Below are 18,514 nucleotides of genomic sequence, written 5' to 3'. Positions count from 1 at the left end.
AGAAGGCGATGAAGACGTCGCGAAAGCCCTGCCGCAGCGGGTCGCCATCCGCCATCTGGTAGGCGACGAAACCCGTGTAGGACAGCTCGCGCTCGGTGAGGGTCCGTATCGCCCTCGCGATGCCCTGCTTGCTGCCGTAGTAACGATACAGCGAGCCCACCGAGAGCCGCGTGGCCCGGGCCAGTTCCGCGGCCCGGACGTTGTCGAACCCCCGCTGTGCCAGCAACTCCGCCGCGTCACGCAGCCTGAAAGCGCGCATCTCCGCCAACGTGTACATCCGCCCGTCCCCCTGCCTTCGCGGCCGTCGCGTGGAAGGAACGTTCCCTCCACGACGACCTGTCTACAGGGAGGGGCTGACACGAGGTGGGAGGTCAGGCCGGCGCGCCAGCGGAGCTGCCTTCGAGGGTGGGAAGTCTCGGGTGGGCTGTTCGGCGCGGACCCGGGCTGCGATGATTCGAGGCGCGCCATGAACCCGTTGCACCGTCCTCCGATGTCCGCATGTCCGGATGAGAACCTGCTCGCGGCCTTTGTCAGTGGCTCGGCTCCCGTGGGGAAGGTGGTGGTGGTGGAAGCACACCTCGACGGTTGCGCGGACTGCCGGGCGTTGGTGGCGGCGGTGGCGGCCAGTTCCTCCCTGCCGGGCGCGGTCACCGTTGAGCGTGAGGCGGAGGCGTCCACGCGGTGGGACACGGGCGCGGCGACGTTGCCGGACGCGCGGGAGGAGCGGGTCCTGCCGCCAGGGACGCGGCTGGGGGCCTATCTGCTGCAGGGCGTGTTGGGCATGGGAGGGATGGGCGTGGTGTACGCGGCGGATGACCTGCGGCTGGGGCGGCGGGTGGCGCTCAAGCTGTTGAGGCCGCTGCTCGCGGGCGCGCAGGACCAGGGTCGTGAGCGGCTGCTTCGGGAGGCCCAGGCAATGGCGCGGCTCTCACATCCCAACGTGCTGCCGCTCTTCGAGTTGGGGACGGCGGAGGGGCACGACTTCCTGGCCATGGAGTGGGTGGACGGCACGACGCTCGCGGACTGGCTTCGGGAACGCGAGCGTCCATGGCGAGACGTGTTGGATGTCTTCCTGGCAGCGGGAGCGGGGCTGGCCGCCGCCCATCGCGCGGGCATGGTGCACCGCGACTTCAAGCCGTCCAACGTGCTGGTGGGGCGCGATGGCCGGGTACGCGTCACGGACTTCGGGCTCGCGAGGCGCGGCACGGGGGCGTCTCCCGAGGCGCCGGCCGATGTGAGCGAGGGTTCATCGAAGGTCCCCATGCTCACGGAGTGGGGGCAGGCCGCGGGAACGCCGGCGTACATGTCTCCCGAGCAGCGCGCGGGGAGGGCCGTGGACGACCGCAGCGACCAGTACAGCTTTTGTGTCGCGCTCCACGAAGCGCTCCACGGTGAGCGCCCCGGCCACCTTGCTGGCTCCGCCGCACCGCGAACGTCGAGCGTGCCGAGGCATCTCCGCACCGCGCTGGCGCGGGGGCTCGCGAACGCGCCCGAGGATCGCTTCCCCAGCATGGAGGCGCTGATGGCGGTGCTCTCCCTGCCTTCGCCGGCATGGGGTCGCCGGAGCATCCTGGCCCTGGCGGGAGCGGGTTCCCTGGTGGTCCTGGGCGTGCTCCTGTGGAAGCCGTCTTTTCTGTTCCAGTCCGACGCCGCCACGCCGCGAGCCGAGAGGCCCGGGCGCATGGCCGCATCGCCGGTTGTCCTGCGCGTCGGCGACGTGCACGAACTGGTCGTTCCTGGACTCCAGCGCATCGCGGTGGGCGAACCGAGCCTCGTCGAAGTCACCGTGCCGCGTCAGGGCGTGGTGCGTCTGAGGGGGAAGGAGGCGGGCAGCACGGACCTGATTACGTGGAGCCACGCCGGAGAGATGAAGTCCCGAGTCCTGGACATCACCGCGCGCTGACGTCAGCGGCCGCCGGGAGCCCTGCGTGCCTGGCGGGGAGTTTCCTGTCCCAGCAGCCGGTACGCCTGCTGCCGGTGTTCGCGCAGCGTAGGCAGCATGTCCCCGAGCAGCGCTTGCAGCCCGGCGTTGCCGGAGAACTGCTGCTGCCCCGCCATCACCTTGGCGATGTCCGCGTCATGGTCGCCCACCATGGCGGCCAGGAAGGCGCGGTCGAACGCGGGGCCCTGGAGGGATTGGAGCTTCGCCATCGACGCTTCTTCCGCGCGCTCCATCGTCCTGGCGAAGTCGGTGTCCGCCTGGGGCTCGGCCAGCGTCAGGTTCTGCTTCCGGGCGTAGGCCATGAGGCGTTGGTCTGCTTGCCCGTGGTCCTTCACCAGCCGTGCGCCGTAGTCCTTCACGCCTTGCGCGCTGCCCTGCCGTTGAGCGAGCTGGCCCAGCTCCACCTCATGCTGGTTGGCCTGGTGGAGCTCGTCGAGGAACGCCTTCTCGTCGGTGGGGATGGGCAGCAGGCCTTGCCGCAGCAGCGCCACGCCGCGCGCATCAGGCGGAGTGCCCTGGGAACCGGCGCCCCCCGTGCCTTCCTCGAACGGCTCCGGGGCCTGCCCCTGGTCGATGGCCTCCGGACGGCCCATGCGGACCATGCTCTCCGTGTCGTCCGTGCCGTTCTGCTGCGCCAGAGCGCCGCCGCCCAGTGCGAGCGCGCCCGCCACCACCCCACCCATCCATCGCTTCATCGCCTGCCTCCCATGTCCCGAGCGACACATCAAACCGAAGGTGGAGGCGGAGGATGGCGCGGAGCAAGGGGGGCGGGCAGCGGGGCGAGGGCTCCTGTCTCAGTGCCTCCAGGGTGTCGAGGGCATCCCGCCGTCAGCGGCGCCACGCCCGGAAGGCCTACGGCTCCGACAGCAGGAACAACGCGTGCGCGCTGGCGATGGGCCGCGTGCGGTCGTCCTGCCACGCATCCACCCGGACGTTGGCCACGCGCCGGCCCTGGCGGGTGACGAACGCCTTGGCGAAGGTGTCCTGCGGCTTGCCGGAGCGAAGGAAGTCCACCGTGAGCGAGATGACCTTCGGCACGCGCTCGGTGTTCGTCTGCAGCAGCAGCTCGAAGACGGCGGCGGATTCCAGCAGCGCGCCGAGCGTGCCGCCGTGCAGGGCGGGAATCAGGCTGTTGCCGATGTTCCTCGGGTTGAAGGCCATGCGGCAGAGCATCTCGCCGGCGAGGTTCTCCACGCCGATGCCCATGAAACGCGTGTAGGGGATGGCGTCGGTGAGGCGCTTGTACTCGCGCGTCTTGCGCACCTGGCGAACCAGCTCGGCGAGGGGAGGCTTCGTGGACTCGGACATGGTCGTCATTCCTCTGTCCGCATGAAGGTGCCCTGGGCGGAAGCCACGGGGTGGCCCGGGTCGCCCTGGTGGACGAACGCGCGGACGAAGGCCACCTGGCGGGTGAGCCGGTAGCACTCGGCCACGCAGGTGAGAACGATGCCAGGCCGCGCGGGGCGCAGGTAGTCGATGCGCAGGTCCAGCGTGACGAGCGGGGCGAAGCGGTCCAGCTTGAGGAAAACGGCGGTGCCGCAGGTGGCGTCGATGAGCGTCGTCACCGCGCCGCCGGCGATGACGCCGGTTTCCGGGTTTCCGACGAGGTTCTCCGCGTAGGGCAGTTCGACGGTGGCCTCGGCGGCGCGGATGTCCACCAGCCGCAGCCCCAGCGCGTGATTGTGGGGCACGACGTCGGTGTAGAAGATCGCGCAGCGCTCCATCCGCTCGGCCTTGTCTTCAGGAAGCGTGAAGTCGTCCGACATGAGGGGCGCGATACCAGATTCAGGGCCGCGTGGCGCACAGTGTTTTGACGGGGGCCCGCAACGCCACGCTAGGAGGCCACGGCCGCGGCGCTGGAGAGCTGCCTCCACGCGTGGGCAAGCGACGTGCCGATGTCCCGCATCACCGCGTCATCCGACCAGTAGAAGGGGTGGACCAGGGGTGTCCACGAGAAGAGCGGGCCGGCCACGCGCACGGCGCGGTCCTCCACCGCGGCGTGATAGGCGGCGCTGAGGGGCTGGAGCGGCCAGGCGAACACGTCGTCCTCGTCGTGGAAGTTGAGCCACCGTCCGCGAAGCCCCGGATGGTGGCGTGCCAGCTCCGGCGCGGGGACCTGCACGGGCTGGTCGAGCTCCGCGTGGGGATAGCGCAGGCTCCACAGAGCCATGGGACTGCCCAGCGTGTAGAAGTGGCTGAGCGTCTCGCCGCGCTCCAGGGGCGAGCTGCCCTGGGCCGCGCGCACCGTCTCCTCGATGATGTCCCGCCCGGCCAGTCGCTGAGCCTGCAAGTCGTAGAAGTAGTTGCTGGCGATGACGCTGCCCAGGCTGTGCGCGATGACGCAGAGCGGAGCGGTGTCACCGGCCTGCTGGCGCAGACGGCCCAGGGCCTCGGCGACCTTGCGGTGGATGCCCGTGTAGACGTCCGGGTCGGCGGGGTTCGTCTGGTAGGCGATGATGTCGCCCACGAAGTGCACCAGCATCCACCGCAGGCCGGGGTAGCGCAGGTCCATTCCGCGCAGGGACGGCCGCATCAAGCGGAGCATCATCGGCACGAGCGCGGACTCGTGACCCTGGTTCACCGTGCGCACGCTGTCATAGAGGGATTTCCAGTACGTGTCCGCGTCGGCCGGGGCGTAGCGGGCGAGCAGGTCCTTCTCCGCGCCTTCCAGCACGGAGGCCCAGTTCACCGTTTCGACGGCGAGTGTGTCCGGCCCGGCCCCCGCGTGCTGCGCGAAGTGCTGGCGCAGCAGGCGCACGGCGGTGTCATAGAGACCCGGGTCATCCACTTCAATGCCGTGGATGACGAGCACGGCGAGCTTCTGACGCGTCTGCATGGAGACTCCCCCCGGAATCAGTGCTGCTCGGCGGGTGTGAGCCTACACGGCCCGGAAGAGGCTCGCCTGTTCGCCTGTTCTCGGCCGGCATCCAACAGCCCCTGGGGGCCGGATAGTCTCCGCCACCCGACACACGGTTTCTTCCTCAAGAGGACTTCTGGTGAAACGACTGACCTCCTCCCTCCTCGCCGTCCTGCTGATGCCCGCCGCGCCCATGGCCGCGCAGCAGGCGCCGGCGAAGCCTCCCTCGGTCCGGCAGGACCCGCCGCGGCCGGCACCCGACACGAAGGACGCCGCGCGCGACGCGGCCCGCGCCGCGGAGGTAGACGCCCCGCGTCCGCCGTCCGGTGAGGCCGCGCAGAAGGCGGAGAAGGAAGGGGGAGACACCTGGAAGGTGGACGCGCCGGGCTTCCCCGCCCGCCAGGTGAACATCGACGTCACCGAGGGCACGTGGATGAACGTGGACGTCAGCCCGCGCGGAGACGAAATCGTCTTCGACCTGCTGGGGGACATCTACGTGCTGCCCATGGGCGGCGGCGAAGCGAAGGCGCTGACGTCCGGCGTCGCGTGGGACATGCAGCCGCGCTTCAGCCCGGACGGCAAGCGCATCGTCTTCACCAGTGACCGGGGCGGCGGAGACAACATCTGGGTGGTGGACCGGGACGGCTCGAATGCGCGGGCGGTGACGGAGGAGAAGTTCCGCCTGCTCAACAGCCCCGCGTGGAGCCCGGACGGGCAGTTCATCGTGGCGCGCAAGCACTTCACCGCGCGGCGTTCGCTGGGCGCGGGCGAGGTGTGGATGTACCACCGCGCCGGCGGCGAGGGCGTGCAGCTCACCGAGCGCACCAACGACCAGAAGGATTTGGGCGAGCCCGCCTTCTCACCCGACGGGCGCCACGTCTACTTCAGCCAGGACGTCTCGCCGGGGAAGAGCTTCGAATACAACAAGGACCCCAACGGCCAGATCTACGCCATCCAGCGGTTGGATTTGGAGACGAAGGAAATCGAGCCCTTCATCACGGGCCCCGGTGGCGCCATCCGCCCCACGCCGTCACGTGACGGCAAGCAGCTGGCCTTCGTCCGCCGGGTGCGCGCCAAGAGCGTGCTCTACGTCACCGACGTGGCGTCCGGCGCGGAGCGCCCGCTGTACGACGGGCTCGACCGGGACATGCAGGAGACGTGGGCCATCCACGGCGTGTATCCGGGCATGGCGTGGACGCCGGACAACAAGGCGATTGTCTTCTGGGCGGGCGGCAAGCTGCACCGCATCGACGTGGCCACGAAGAAGGTGACGCCCATTGCCTTCCGCGTGCGAGGGACGCGCACGATTTTCGAGGCCGTGCGCAGCCCGCAGGCGGTGGCCCCCGAGCGCTTCTCCACGAAGATGCTGCGCTGGGTGCAGGTGTCCCCCAAGGGGGACCGCGTGGTGTACCAGGCGCTGGGCAAGCTGTACGTGAAGCAGCTGCCGGCGGGCACGCCCCGGCGCCTGACGAAGCAAGACGACCACCTGGAGTTCTATCCGTCGTTCTCCCGGGACGGGCGCTCCATCGTCTACACGACGTGGGACGACGAGAAGCTGGGCACCATCCGCGTGGTGCCCGCCACCGGCGGCGAGGGCAAGGTGCTGACGCAGCAGCCGGGCTACTACGTGGAGCCCGCGCTCAGCCCGGACGGCAAGACGCTGGTGTATCGCGCGTCCGGGGACGGCTACCTGATGCCCGGGCTGTGGAGCCGGAACACGGGCCTGTTCGCCATGCCCGCGGGCGGCGGCACGCCGAAGCGCCTGACGCGTGACGGTGAGCAGCCGCACTTCGGCGCGCGCTCGGACCGCGTGTACTTCCTGCACGTGGAGCACAAGGAGAAGGAGGACGTCCGCTCCCTGAAGAGCATCGGGTTGAGCGGGAGCGAGGAGCGCACGCACCTGACCAGCGCGGAGGCCACCGAGCTGCGCGTCTCCCCGGACGAGCGGTGGGTGGCGTTCCGGGAGAACTTCAACGCCTTCGTCGTCCCCTTCGCGGTGGGCGCGAAGGCGGCCACGGTGGGGCCCGGCGCGAAGGCGTTGCCGCTGGCGAAGGTGAGCCGGGACGCGGGCGAGTACCTGCACTGGTCCGGCGACAGCCAGCGCCTGCACTGGGCGCTGGGGCCCGAGCTCTTCACGCGCGCGCTGAAGGAGAGCTTCGCCTTCATCGACGGCGCGCCGGAGAAGCTGCCGGAGGCGCCGGAGAAGGGCGTGGACCTCTCCTTCCCGGTGAAGGCGGACGCGCCGGAGGGCACGCTGGCCCTGGTGGGGGGCCGCGTCATCACCATGAAGGGTGACGAGGTCATCGAGCAGGGCGTGGTGGTGGTGCGGAACAACCGCATCGTCGCCGTGGGCCCGGTGGGCAAGGTGCAGGTGCCGTCCGGGGCCAAGGTGGTGGACGTGAAGGGCAAGACGTTGATGCCCGGCCTCATCGACGTGCACTGGCATGGGGCCATGGGCATGGACGGGCTGATGCCCGAGCAGAGCTGGGTGCATGCGTCGTCCCTGGCCTTCGGCGTGACGACGCTGCACGACCCGTCGAACACGTCGGAAGAGGTCTTCGCGGCCAGTGAGCTGGCCCGGGCGGGCGGCGTGGTGGCGCCGCGCATCTTCTCCACGGGCACCATCCTCTACGGCGCGTCCGGCGCGGGCTACCGCGCGCCCATTGAGACGGTGGATGACGCGCGCTCGCACCTGCGGCGGATGAAGGCGATGGGGGCCTTCAGCGTGAAGAGCTACAACCAGCCGCGCAGAGACCAGCGGCAGAAGGTGCTCCAGGCGGCGCGCGAGCTGGACATGCTGGTGGTGCCGGAGGGCGGCTCGCTGCTCCAGCACAACCTGACGATGGTGGTGGACGGGCACACGGGCGTGGAGCACGCGATTCCGGTGGCGCGCATCTACGCGGACGTGAAGCAGCTGTGGGGCAAGAGCGGCACCGGCTACACGCCGACGCTGGGCGTGGCCTACGGCGGCGTCTGGGGTGAGAACTACTGGTACCAGAAGACGAACGTGTGGGAGGACGAGCGCCTGTTGTCCTTCGTCCCGCGCCGGGTGGTGGATTCGCGCAGCCGCCGGCCGTCCATGCATGTGCCGGACGACGAGTTCAACCACTTCTCTGCCGCCACCGTGGCGCGCGAGCTGAGTGACGCGGGCGTGAGCGTGCAGTTGGGCGCGCACGGCCAGCGTGAAGGCCTGGCGGCGCACTGGGAGCTCTGGATGTTCGGCCATGGCGGCATGAAGCCGCTCCAGGCGCTGCGCTCGGCGACGCTGAGCGGGGCGCGCTATCTGGGCCTGGACGGGGAGATTGGCTCGCTGGAAGAGGGCAAGCTGGCGGACCTCATCGTGCTGGATGGCAATCCCTTGCAGGACCTCAAGCACAGCCGCTCGGTGCGCTACACCATGGTGAACGGGCGCCTGTACGACGCGGCCACGCTCAACGAGGTGGGGACGCGCCAGCGCCCGCGCGCGAAGTTCTTCTTCGAGAAGGACGGGAACGAAGGCTGGAGCCCGAAGGCCACGGAGCACACGCACACGCACGCGTGCGACTGAGCCCCCAGGCACCCCCACCCGAGGCGGGCTGGCGCTAGAGTCCGCGCCATGCCCGTCTCTGTCGTCGAAGGGGATTTGCTGGACCAGCCGGTGGAGGCCATCGTCAATGCCTGGAACCGGAACATCATCCCCTGGTGGCTGCTGTTGCCGCAGGGGGTGTCCGGCGCCATCAAGCGCCGGGGCGGGGTCGGGCCCTTCCGCGAGGTGGCAAAGGCAGGCCCCATGCCCCTGGGCTCGGCGGTGGTGACCTCCGCCGGGCGGTTGCCATTCAAAGCCATCATCCACGTGGCGGGCATCGACATGCGCTGGCGCGCCTCGGAGCGCTCCATCCAGGACTCGGTCCGCAATGCCCTGGCGAAGGCCCGCGAGCAGGGTTTGCGCTCCGTCGCCTTCCCCGTCATTGGCGCGGGCTCCGGCAGCTTTGATGAAGCGCGCGCGCTGGAACTGATGCGCCAGGTCCTGGGTGTGGAAGCTGGCGCTCTCGACGTGAGCGTCGTGCGCTTCCGGCCATAGGTCCCGTCAGGTGAATGCAGGGACCAGGAACACGGGAGCAGCAGTTGTTCGATGTCAGACCCTACGGCTAATTCTAACTTTGCCTTGAATCAATCGAGGCAAGCCGAATGGCCGGGATGGCAACTGGACGGGACCTCATGGCGAATCGACGTTCTGGAGTTGCATTTGCAGGTGGGTGGCGCTGGAGTGTGGCATTGCTGACCGCGGTGGTGGGCTGTGGTGCGCCGGAGAAGCCGGTGGACCCCCCGCCTCCTGCCGCTGAGCAGGAGACGCTGCGCGCCGCGGAGGAGCAGGCGGCGCTGCTGTCGCCGCCCGCCGGGTGTACCGAAATCACGATGGGCGAGCTGACGAACGGCATCGAGCGGACGCCGGTGCAGTATGGCCCGCAGCCGACCTACGTCGGCTCGTTCTCCGACCAGGGCGACCCGGCGGTGGCGGACGTCGCCCGCATCCGGCTGGATGTGAATACGGCGCCGGGCGCCTATGACCTGGCGGCTGGAGGTACCAACCTCTTCACGTGTGAACAGTGTGTCTGGGGTGTCCAGGACGCCGGTACCTCCACGGCGAAGACCTTCGTGGCGGAGTCGGGCACGCTGCTGCTCGCGCTCAAGGTGACACCGCAGCAGACGATTGGCGCCCTGGCCAACGTGACGCTGCGCCAGTCCGTGGCCGCGCCGCCGCTGTACGCGCCCTACACCGGCACCGTGCCGGTGGCGGGCGGCGAGTGCCGGTGGATTCGTTTCGCGACGTGGAACACCGCCCGCAACGGCGGGTGTGACCCTCGCGAGGGCTCGCTGACGGCGAACATCCCCGGCCACACCTGCGTGGCCACCAACCGCGCCGCGGATGACGGCACGCTGGAGCGGTCGCTCGGAACCAAGACGCACGGCGAGGCGTGCACGTACACGGCGCCCACCAGCGAGTACGAACTGGCGGCCACGGATTGCGCGGAGGGCTACGCCTGTACGACGGCCTGGGGTTCGTCGAGCACGTGCATGGCCACGTGTGACTTCATGGCCGCCGACCCGGGCTGCCCCACGGGCACCGTGTGCGGCGTCCAGGGACTGTGCCAGGAGCAGGCCGTGCAGGTGGCCAGTGGCTTCGACTTCGACCCGGCCCTCATCGGCGAGGAGTGCACCCTGGGCTACGCGGAGTTCTGCGGCGCCGAGGGCGCGCGCGGCGTGTGCCTCGACCTGAACGGCACGGGCCGCGGCACCTGCTTCCCCTACACCCGTGCTCGCTCGGACTGTGGCCCGGGTGAGGAGCTGGGCTACGTGTCCTACCCGCTCGCGGGTGGCGGCTACGACCGCACCTACGGCTTCTGCTACCCGGACGGCCTCTGAGCTGGCGGCGCCCCGCTTCCGCGCGACGTTGGCGGAAGCGGGGTGTCGTTCCTACTCCTTCGACTCACCCCCGAGGATGCGCGGCGCCGACGCGCGGTGGAAGCCCTCGTAGGGCTTGGAGGCGGTGGTCTCCTCCAGCGGGAAAATCTTGGTGTTGCACGACGCGCCACCATCAATCTTGATGACGTCGCCGGTGATGAAGGCCGCGGCGTCGGTGAGCAGGAAGACGATGGCGGCGCTCACCTCGGACTCGGTGGCGAGCCGCTGGAGCGGCACCTCCTTCTTGAGGAGGGGAATCATCGCCCGCACGCCCTCGTCCTTGTAGCTATCCATGCCGCTGGAGGCCACCCAGCCGGGCGCCACGGCATTCACGCGCACGCCCGACGCGGCCCACTCCACGGCGGCCGTCTGCGTCAGGTTGAGCATGCCCATGCGCGCCGCGCCGGAGTGCCCCATGCCCGGCATGCCGCCCCACGAGTCCGCGAGCATGTTGACGATGGCGCCCCCGTGGCTGCTCATGGATTGGAGATAGACTTCCCGCGCCATCAGGAAGCCGCCGGTGAGGTTGGTGGACACCACCGCGTCAAAGCCCTTCTTGGAGATGGCCGACAGCGGCGAGGGGAACTGCCCGCCCGCGTTGTTGACCAGGCCGTGGATGGGGCCGTGCGCGGCGATGATGCGCGCCACGGTGGCCTTCACGCCCTCCTCGTCGCGGATGTCGAGCACCTCGAAGGACACCTTGCCGCCGTCCTCCTGGATTTCCCGCGCGACAGCCTCCAGCTTGTCGGGCTTGCGGCCCACCAGGACGACGTTGGCGCCCAGCGCGGCCAGCTCGTGCGCGGTGCAGCGGCCAATGCCACTGCCGCCGCCGGTGACGATGATGGTGCGGTTGCTGAAACAGCCCGGTGCGAAGAGAGAGCGGTAACCCATGGTCAGCTCCTGATGTGGAGGTCGTTCATGAAACCCGTGGTCCTCAGCCTCTGCGGGTGCGCCGGGCGCTCAGGGCCTCGTCCAGCGTGAGCGCCCAACGGTGGAGGACCTTCTTCCTGCGCGCGCTGTCATCCCTCAGCAGATTGGCCAGCGCGAGTCCCCGGATGAGGTCGAGCGTTCCCTGAATCAGCTCGCGCACCTCCGCGACGCTGTCATCCACGCCGAGCAGCTGCACCGTCAGCCGGTGGAACTCCCGCCCCACGCGGGCCTCCAGCGGGGCCAACTGCGCGCGCAGCTCCGCGTCCGCCACGGCGGCCACCCAGAGCTGCACCGCGGCGGTGAAGACAGGGCTGAGGTAGATGCCGGCCAGCATGTGGAGGATGGCCTCCGTGCGGCGAGCGTCGGCCGGCAACTGGGCGGCCTTGCGGAGCACGGCCTCCACCTGCTGGTGCCCCACATACTCCACGGCGGCGGCCACCAGGTCGGCGCGGGTGGGGAAGTGGTGCTGACAGGCGCCCCGGGACACGCCCGCTCGCTCGGCAATCACAGTCATCGTCGCGCCCGCCCACCCCAGCTCGGAGAGCGCGCCAATGGCCGCCTCCATCAGACGCTGGCGCGTGACGCGGCTGCGCTCCTGCTCCTGCCTGCCGGGCGTACCGGATGCCTCACTCACCCGGCCAGGATGCGAGCCAAGGGTTAAAAAAGCAAGCACGCTTGCTTTTTTAGACCCGCCTGCCCAGACTTACGCGTCTTTCGTTGCTGCCGAGTGGAGAGCTCATGCCTGCGTCCCCCCTGCGTGTCGGCAATGCCTCGGGCTTCTATGGAGACCGCTTCTCGGCGGTCCGGGAGATGCTCGAAGGCGGCCAGCTCGACGTCCTGACTGGCGACTACCTGGCCGAGCTGACGATGCTGATACTGGGCCGGGACCGGATGAAGGACCCGTCCACCGGCTATGCCAAGACGTTCCTGAGGCAGATGGAGCAGTGCCTGGCGTTGGTGGTGGAGAAGAAGGTCAAGGTCGTCACCAACGCGGGAGGGTTGAACCCCGCGGGGCTGGCCGCCGCCCTGCGCGAAGTGGCCGCGAAGCTGGGCGTGAAGGTGCGAGTGGCGCACGTGGAGGGAGATGACCTCTCCGCGCGGGCGGACGCGCTGGGCCTGGGCTCGCCGCTCACCGCGAACGCGTACCTGGGTGGGTGGGGCATCGCCGCGTGCCTGCGCGCGGGGGCGGACATCGTCGTCACGGGACGGGTGACGGATGCCTCGTTGGTGGTGGGCCCGGCGGCGGCGCACTTCGGCTGGAAGGTGGATGACTGGGACCGGTTGGCGGGGGCCATGGTCGCCGGCCACGTCCTGGAGTGCGGCACGCAGGCCACGGGCGGCAACTTCTCCTTCTTCACGGAGCTGGACGCGCGGCGCCCCGGCTTCCCGCTGGCGGAGCTGTACGAGGACGGCAGCAGCGTCATCACCAAGCACGCGGGCACGGGTGGCGCGGTGACGGTGGACACGGTGCTGGCGCAGCTCGTCTATGAAATCACCGGGGCGCGGTACGCGGGCCCGGACGCCACGGCGCGCTTCGACACCATTGCCCTGGCGTCACACGGCAAGGACCGCGTCCGCATCTCCGGCGTGCGCGGCGAGCCGCCACCGCCCACGATGAAGGTGTGCCTCAACAACCTGGGGGGGTACCGGAACGAGGCGACGTTCATCCTGGTGGGGCTGGACATCGAGGAGAAGGCGAGACTGGTGCGCGAGCAACTGGAGGCGGCGCTGACGCGCAAGCCGACGGAACTCCAGTGGATGCTGACGCGGACGGACCGCGAGGACGCGGCCACCGAGGAGCAGGCCGCCGCCTTCCTTCGCGTGGTGGTGAAGGACGCCGACGCGAAGGTGGTGGGCCGGGCCTTCAGCGGCGCGGCGGTGGAGCTGGCGCTGGGCAGCTATCCCGGCTTCACGATGACGGCGCCTCCCTCCGACGGCGCGCCGTATGGCGTCTACACGCCCGCCTATGTCGAAGCGGGGCGTGTGGAGCATGTCGCCGTCCTCGAGGATGGAACGCGCACCGCCATCACGCCTCCCGGCGAGACGCGCTCGCTGGAGCCCGTGGAGCCGCCGCCGCTGCCGTCGCCAGTGCCGGGCGGCCCCACGCGCCGGGTTCCGCTAGGATGCATCGTCGCCGCGCGCAGTGGTGACAAGGGCGGCACGGCGAACATCGGCGTCTGGGCGCGCACGGACGCGGCCTGGCGGTGGCTGGCGCATGCGCTCACGGAAGAGAAGCTGCGCGAGCTGCTCCCGGAGGCCGCGCCGCTGCGCATCGAGCGGCACATCTTCCCCAACCTGCGGGGGCTGAACTTCGTCGTCGATGGCTTGTTGGGGGAGGGCGTCTCCTCGTCCACCCGCTTTGACCCGCAGGGCAAGGCGCTGGGCGAGTGGCTGCGCTCGCGGCACATGGACATTCCCGAGGCGCTGCTGCGCGAAGGACAGGAGTAGACCGATGCCACGCATCACCTCGCGAATCGACCCGGGCTCCGAATCCTTCAAGGCGAACCGCGCGGACATGCTGGCCCGCGTATCGGAGCTGCGCGCCATCGAGGCGAAGGTCCGCAACACGGAGAACCAGGCGAAGGAGAAGTTCCACAAGCGTGGGCAGCTCCTGCCTCGGGAGCGGCTGATGCTGCTGCTCGACCGGGGCTCGCCCTTCCTGGAGCTGTCCACGCTGTGTGGCTATGGCTACCACGACGACAGTGACGGCTCGCTGGCGGGCGGCAACAGCATTATCGGCATCGGCTACGTGTCCGGGGTGCGGTGCATCGTCTTCGTGAACAACTCCGCCATCAAGGGCGGCACCGCGTCGCCGTGGGGCGTGCAGAAGGCGCTGCGCGCGCAGGCATTGGCGCTGGAGAACAAGCTGCCCATGGTGTCGCTGGTGGAGAGCGGCGGCGCCAACCTGATGTACCAGCAGGAAATCTTCATCCCGGGTGGGGAGACCTTCTACAACCAGGCGCGGCTGTCGGCGGCGGGCATCCCCCAGGTGACAGTGGTGCACGGCTCAAGCACGGCGGGCGGCGCGTACCTGCCGGGCCTGTCCGACTACGTGGTGATGGTGAAGAAGAAGGCGAAGGTGTTCCTCGCGGGCCCGCCGCTGCTCAAGGCGGCCACGGGGGAAGTCGCCACGGATGAGGAGCTGGGCGGCGCCCAGATGCACGCCACGGTGGCGGGCACCGCGGACTACCTGGCGGAGGACGACGCGGACGCCATCCGCATGGCCCGCGAAATCGTGGCGAAGCTCGGGTGGAACGCGCAGCTCCCGCCCACCGAGCGCCCCGCCTATGCCGAGCCCGTGTACTCGCCCGACGAGCTCTGCGGCGCCGTGCCCGTGGACTACCGCAAACCCTACGATTGCCGCGAGGTCATCGCGCGCATCGTGGACGGCTCGGAGTTCACCGGCTTCAAGGACGAGTACGACGCGCACACCGTTTGTGGCTGGGCGAACCTGTACGGCCACCCGCTGGGCATCATCGGAAACAACGGGCCGATTTCGCCCCAGGGCGCGACGAAGGCGGCGCAGTTCATCCAGCTGTGCTGCCAGAAGGACACGCCCATCCTCTACCTGCAGAACACCACGGGCTACCTCGTGGGCACGCAGCCGGAGCAGGGGGGCATCGTGAAGCACGGCGCGAAGATGATTCAGGCCGTGGCCAACGCGACGGTGCCGCAGCTCACGGTGCTGATTGGCGGCGCGTTCGGCGCGGGCAACTACGGCATGTGCGGCCGTCCGTTCCACCCGCGCTTCATCTTCGGGTGGCCCAACTCGCGCACCGCCGTCATGGGCGGCGAGCAGGCGGCGAAGGTGATGTCCATCGTCTTCGGAGAGAAGCTGGCCCGGCAGGGGCAGGTGGTGGACGAGGAGCAGCTCAAGGCGTTCTGCCAGCCCATCATCGACCAGTTCGACAAGGAGTCGCATCCGTTCAACTGCAGCGCGCGGATGTTCGACGACGGGCTCATCGACCCGCGGGACACGCGGCGGGTGCTCGGGTTCGCGCTGTCGGTGTGCCGTGAGGCGAAGCGGCGGCAGGTCCATCCCAACACGTTCGGCGTCGCGCGGCTGTGAGAGGAGCGGACACGATGGAGCGCTTCAAAAAGGTCCTCATCGCGAACCGCGGCGAGATTGCCGTCCGGGTGATTCGCACCTGCCAGCGGCTGGGCTACCGCACCGTGGCGGTGTTCTCCGAGGCGGACCGCGGCGCGCCGCACGTGCTGGCGGCGGACGAGGCGGTGGCCATTGGGCCGTCTCCGGCGAAGGAGTCCTACCTCGTCATCGGGAAGATTCTGGAAGCGGCGAAGACGTCCGGCGCGGAGGCCATCCACCCGGGCTACGGCTTCTTGTCGGAGAACGCGGACTTCGCGCGCGCTTGCCGCGACGCGGGCCTGGTGTTCATCGGCCCGGAGCCCGAGGCCATCACCCTGATGGGCAACAAGCGTCAGGCGAAGCTGCGCATGATGGCGGCGGGCGTGCCCTGCATTCCTGGCTACGAGGCGTCCGACCTGGATGATGAGGCGCTGGCGCTGGAGGGCGAGCGCATCGGCTTCCCGCTGATGGTCAAGGCGGCGGCGGGTGGCGGCGGGCGCGGCATGCGGCTGGTGCACGAGGCGTCGCAGCTTCGCGCGGCCCTGCGCGCGGCGCGCTCGGAGGCGACGAATGCCTTCGGGAGCGGCGAGCTCATCCTGGAGAAGGCCGTCATCGACGCGCGGCACGTGGAGGTCCAGGTCTTCGCGGATACGCACGGCAACGTGGTGCACCTGGGCGAGCGGGACTGCTCGGTGCAGCGCCGGCACCAGAAAATCGTGGAGGAGAGTCCGTCACCGGCGGTGAGCCCGGCGCTGCGCGCGCGCATGGGCGAGGTGGCGGTGGCGGCGGCTCGGGCCATTGGCTACCGGGGAGCGGGGACCCTCGAGTTCCTCCTCGCGCCGAGCGGTGACTTCTACTTCATGGAGATGAACACGCGCCTCCAGGTGGAGCACCCGGTGACGGAGCTGATTACCGGGTTGGATTTGGTGGAGTGGCAGCTCCGCGTGGCGGCAGGGGAGAAGCTGCCCCGGACGCAGGAGGCGATTTCCGCGTCGGGGCATGCCATCGAGGTCCGCCTCTGCGCGGAGGACCCGGCGAAGGGCTACGCGCCCCAGGCCGGGCGGCTGCTGACGTGGAGGCTGCCGGTGCGCGAGGGCGTGCGCATCGACCACGGCGTGCGGGAGGGGCAGGAGATTCCGCCCTTCTATGACTCCATGCAGGCGAAGGTGATTGCGCACGGCCCGGACCGGGAGACGGCGCGCCGGCGGCTGGTGGAGGCGCTGCGCGAGCTGACGGTGTTCGGCGTCACCACCAACAAGAACCTGCTGCTGTACGTGCTGGAGCACGCGGCGTTCCGCTCGGGGGAGTACGACACGGCGTTCATCGCGAAGCACGCGCCTGCGACGGAGGTGGAAGCGCTGTACCAGACGGACGCGAAGGCGAGGGCGCTGGCGGCGGCGCTGCTCTTCCACGACGAAGGCCTGAAGCTGGCGGACACGGCGGGACTGGATGTGTCCCTGCTGAACTGGAACACGTCCCACCGCCACCCCGTGCGGATGAAGCTCGCGAGCCGTGGCGCGGAAGCGTCCGTCACCGTCCAGCCCGTGTCCGCGGAAGGGTACGAGGTGGACACGGGGGATTCGTCGTTCGACGTGTCCGTGTGGGGGCTGTCCGCGGGCGTGCTCGACTTCTCCTGCGCCGGGACGCGGGGCCGCGCACGCTACCTGCGGGACGGAGACACGCTGTGGCTGGACCTGGGCTCGGGCGCGCACGCCGTGACGGACGTAACGTTCCGTCCACCGTCGAAGTCGGATGGCGTGGGCAGCGGACGGCTGGCGGCGCCGATGGACGGGCGCATCCTGCGCGTGGACACACAGGTGGGCGCGGCGGTGAAGCCCGGGGACGTCCTGCTGGTGCTGGAGGCCATGAAGATGGAGTTCCAGGTGGTGGCGGACGTCACGGGCACCGTCGCGGAGCTCAACGTGTCCGTGGGCAGCCAGGTGAAGGCGAAGCAGCTCCTGGTGTCGCTGGCGGCGGAGAAGGCTTCCTGAGCGATTCGGCCTGGCTCGAGCGGCGGAGCGTCAGGCCTCCGCCGCTTCAGGCGCGCCGCCCTTCGGCCCTCGCTTGAGCACCAACAGGGCCACGACACACAGCGCGGCGCCGGAGGCGCACACCCCGCCCCATCCCCAGTGCGTCCAGGCGAAGGTCCCCAGCCACGAGCCCGCGGCGCCGCCCGCGAAGTACGTCACCATGTAGAGCGTGTTCAGCCGGCTGCGGGCCTCCGGACGCAGCGAGTACACCCGCGTCTGATTGGAAATCTGGTTCGCCTGGACGCCCAAATCGAGCAGCACCACGCCCAGCGCGATGCCCCAAAGCCAGCGTCCCAGGGGCCACATCACGACGAACGACAGCAGCAACACGACGATGGCCGCTCCGTTGATGCGCCGGTCCCCGCGCTTGTCGGCATGGCGGCCCACCAGCGGGGCCACGGCGGCGCCCGCCACGCCCACGACGCCGAACAGCCCCGCGACCTGCGCGTCGTACTTCTGCGGCAGGCTCTGGAGGTACAGCGCCAGCGTGGACCAGAACACGCTGAACGCGCCGAAGCTGAGCGCGCCCAGCACCGCGTGCAGCCGCAGCACGGGCTCGGTGCGCGCCAGGTGGATGAGCGAGCGCAACAGTTGCGGATACGGCATGGAGGCCATGGGCGGCTGGGACGGCAGCGTGAAGCGGAGCACGCCGGCCAGCGCGAGCATCAGCCCCGCCGCAATCCAGAACATGGTGCGCCATCCCAGGTGCGTCCCGACGAAGCCCGCCGCCGTCCGGGACAGGAGGATGCCCATCAGCACACCGCTCATGACGGTGCCCACCACCCGGCCTCGCTGCGCGGCGGGCGCCAGGTGCGCCGCGAAGGGGACGAGGAGCTGGGGAATGATGGTGGTGACGCCCACGACGAAGCTCGCGGCCACCATCCAGTGCAGCGTCGGCGCGAGGGCCACGCCAACGAGCGCCAGTGCCACCAGCGTGTTCATGGTGACGATGACCCGCCGCCGCTCCAGGCTGTCGCCCAGCGGGACGATGAAGAGCATCCCCACCGCGTAGCCCACCTGCGTCAGCATGGGCACCAGCCCCAGCGCGCTCCCCGAGGCCCCCAGGGCCGCGCCGATGTCTCCCAGCAGCGGCTGGTTGTAATAGAGGTTCGCGACGGTGGCGCCCGAAGCGGCGGCCATCAGCCACACGAGCCCGGTGGACAACGGGGTGTGGGGAGCTTCCGGAGGAGAATGCATCGTCATGGAGGCGGGCGGACTCTCGCCCC

14 protein-coding genes and 1 pseudogene are annotated in these 18,514 nt (G+C 69.9%); 7 read left to right on the top strand and 8 right to left on the bottom strand.

Annotation, left to right across the window (positions count from 1 at the left end; all coding sequences use genetic code 11):
* Positions 1-166: 166 nt before the first annotated feature.
* Positions 167-259 (bottom strand): annotated as a pseudogene (locus BLU09_RS39440) (hypothetical protein); the annotation flags it as partial.
* 207 nt (positions 260-466) lie between these two features.
* Here BLU09_RS39440 and BLU09_RS19670 point away from each other — a divergent pair.
* Positions 467-1,903, top strand: a complete 1,437-nt coding sequence (locus tag BLU09_RS19670; protein ID WP_090491087.1) for a protein kinase domain-containing protein — start codon at positions 467-469, stop codon at positions 1,901-1,903.
* A gap of 2 nt (positions 1,904-1,905) precedes the next feature.
* On the opposite strand, the gene BLU09_RS19665 is transcribed toward BLU09_RS19670, so the two are convergent.
* From BLU09_RS19665 to BLU09_RS19650, 4 genes are all read right to left on the bottom strand, one after another.
* The gene (locus BLU09_RS19665; protein ID WP_244171867.1) at positions 1,906-2,637 is read right to left on the bottom strand and encodes a DUF4142 domain-containing protein; all 732 of its coding nucleotides are present in this window, start codon (positions 2,635-2,637) and stop codon (positions 1,906-1,908) included.
* A 157-nt stretch (positions 2,638-2,794) separates the two neighbouring features.
* The gene (locus BLU09_RS19660) at positions 2,795-3,259 is read right to left on the bottom strand and encodes a PaaI family thioesterase (RefSeq protein ID WP_090491085.1); all 465 of its coding nucleotides are present in this window, start codon (positions 3,257-3,259) and stop codon (positions 2,795-2,797) included.
* The gene (locus tag BLU09_RS19655; RefSeq protein WP_090491084.1) at positions 3,256-3,708 is read right to left on the bottom strand and encodes a PaaI family thioesterase; all 453 of its coding nucleotides are present in this window, start codon (positions 3,706-3,708) and stop codon (positions 3,256-3,258) included. The genes BLU09_RS19660 and BLU09_RS19655 overlap by 4 nt, the downstream gene beginning before the upstream one ends.
* A 68-nt stretch (positions 3,709-3,776) precedes the next feature.
* Complete coding sequence (locus BLU09_RS19650; protein ID WP_090491083.1) at positions 3,777-4,778, bottom strand: hypothetical protein; 1,002 nt, start codon at positions 4,776-4,778, stop codon at positions 3,777-3,779.
* A 160-nt stretch (positions 4,779-4,938) separates the two neighbouring features.
* Here BLU09_RS19650 and BLU09_RS19645 point away from each other — a divergent pair, with 160 nt between their 5' ends.
* The 3 genes from BLU09_RS19645 (at position 4,939) to BLU09_RS19635 (ending at position 10,202) form a co-directional block, all read left to right on the top strand.
* A complete protein-coding gene (locus BLU09_RS19645; protein WP_090491082.1) occupies positions 4,939-8,346 on the top strand; it encodes an amidohydrolase family protein in 3,408 nt (1,135 codons plus the stop codon).
* Positions 8,347-8,394: 48 nt separating this feature from the next.
* Positions 8,395-8,859, top strand: a complete 465-nt coding sequence (locus BLU09_RS19640) for a macro domain-containing protein (RefSeq protein ID WP_090491081.1) — start codon at positions 8,395-8,397, stop codon at positions 8,857-8,859.
* Positions 8,860-9,047: 188 nt separating this feature from the next.
* A complete protein-coding gene (locus BLU09_RS19635) occupies positions 9,048-10,202 on the top strand; it encodes a hypothetical protein (protein WP_244171866.1) in 1,155 nt (384 codons plus the stop codon).
* Between the two features lie 51 nt (positions 10,203-10,253).
* Here the strand turns inward: BLU09_RS19635 and BLU09_RS19630 are convergent, their stop codons facing one another.
* Positions 10,254-11,132, bottom strand: a complete 879-nt coding sequence (locus tag BLU09_RS19630; protein ID WP_090491080.1) for an SDR family oxidoreductase — start codon at positions 11,130-11,132, stop codon at positions 10,254-10,256.
* A 43-nt stretch (positions 11,133-11,175) separates the two neighbouring features.
* A complete protein-coding gene (locus BLU09_RS19625; protein WP_011550226.1) occupies positions 11,176-11,844 on the bottom strand; it encodes a TetR/AcrR family transcriptional regulator in 669 nt (222 codons plus the stop codon).
* A gap of 65 nt (positions 11,845-11,909) precedes the next feature.
* Here BLU09_RS19625 and BLU09_RS19620 point away from each other — a divergent pair, with 65 nt between their 5' ends.
* From BLU09_RS19620 to BLU09_RS19610, 3 genes are read left to right on the top strand one after another with little or no spacing between them, the layout of a single operon-like run.
* Entirely contained in the window at positions 11,910-13,619 is a 1,710-nt protein-coding gene (locus BLU09_RS19620) for an acyclic terpene utilization AtuA family protein (protein ID WP_186817688.1), read from the top strand.
* Between the two features lie 4 nt (positions 13,620-13,623).
* A complete protein-coding gene (locus BLU09_RS19615) occupies positions 13,624-15,240 on the top strand; it encodes an acyl-CoA carboxylase subunit beta (RefSeq protein WP_090491078.1) in 1,617 nt (538 codons plus the stop codon).
* Between the two features lie 14 nt (positions 15,241-15,254).
* A complete protein-coding gene (locus BLU09_RS19610; RefSeq protein WP_090491077.1) occupies positions 15,255-17,249 on the top strand; it encodes an acetyl/propionyl/methylcrotonyl-CoA carboxylase subunit alpha in 1,995 nt (664 codons plus the stop codon).
* A gap of 30 nt (positions 17,250-17,279) precedes the next feature.
* Here BLU09_RS19610 and BLU09_RS19605 read toward each other — a convergent pair whose 3' ends face one another.
* Entirely contained in the window at positions 17,280-18,491 is a 1,212-nt protein-coding gene (locus BLU09_RS19605; RefSeq protein WP_090491076.1) for an MFS transporter, read from the bottom strand.
* Positions 18,492-18,514: the final 23 nt, after the last annotated feature.

Source organism: Myxococcus virescens, from assembly GCF_900101905.1.
Taxonomy (GTDB): Bacteria; Myxococcota; Myxococcia; order Myxococcales; family Myxococcaceae; genus Myxococcus; species Myxococcus virescens.
This window is presented reverse-complemented; position numbering and strand designations above follow the sequence as displayed.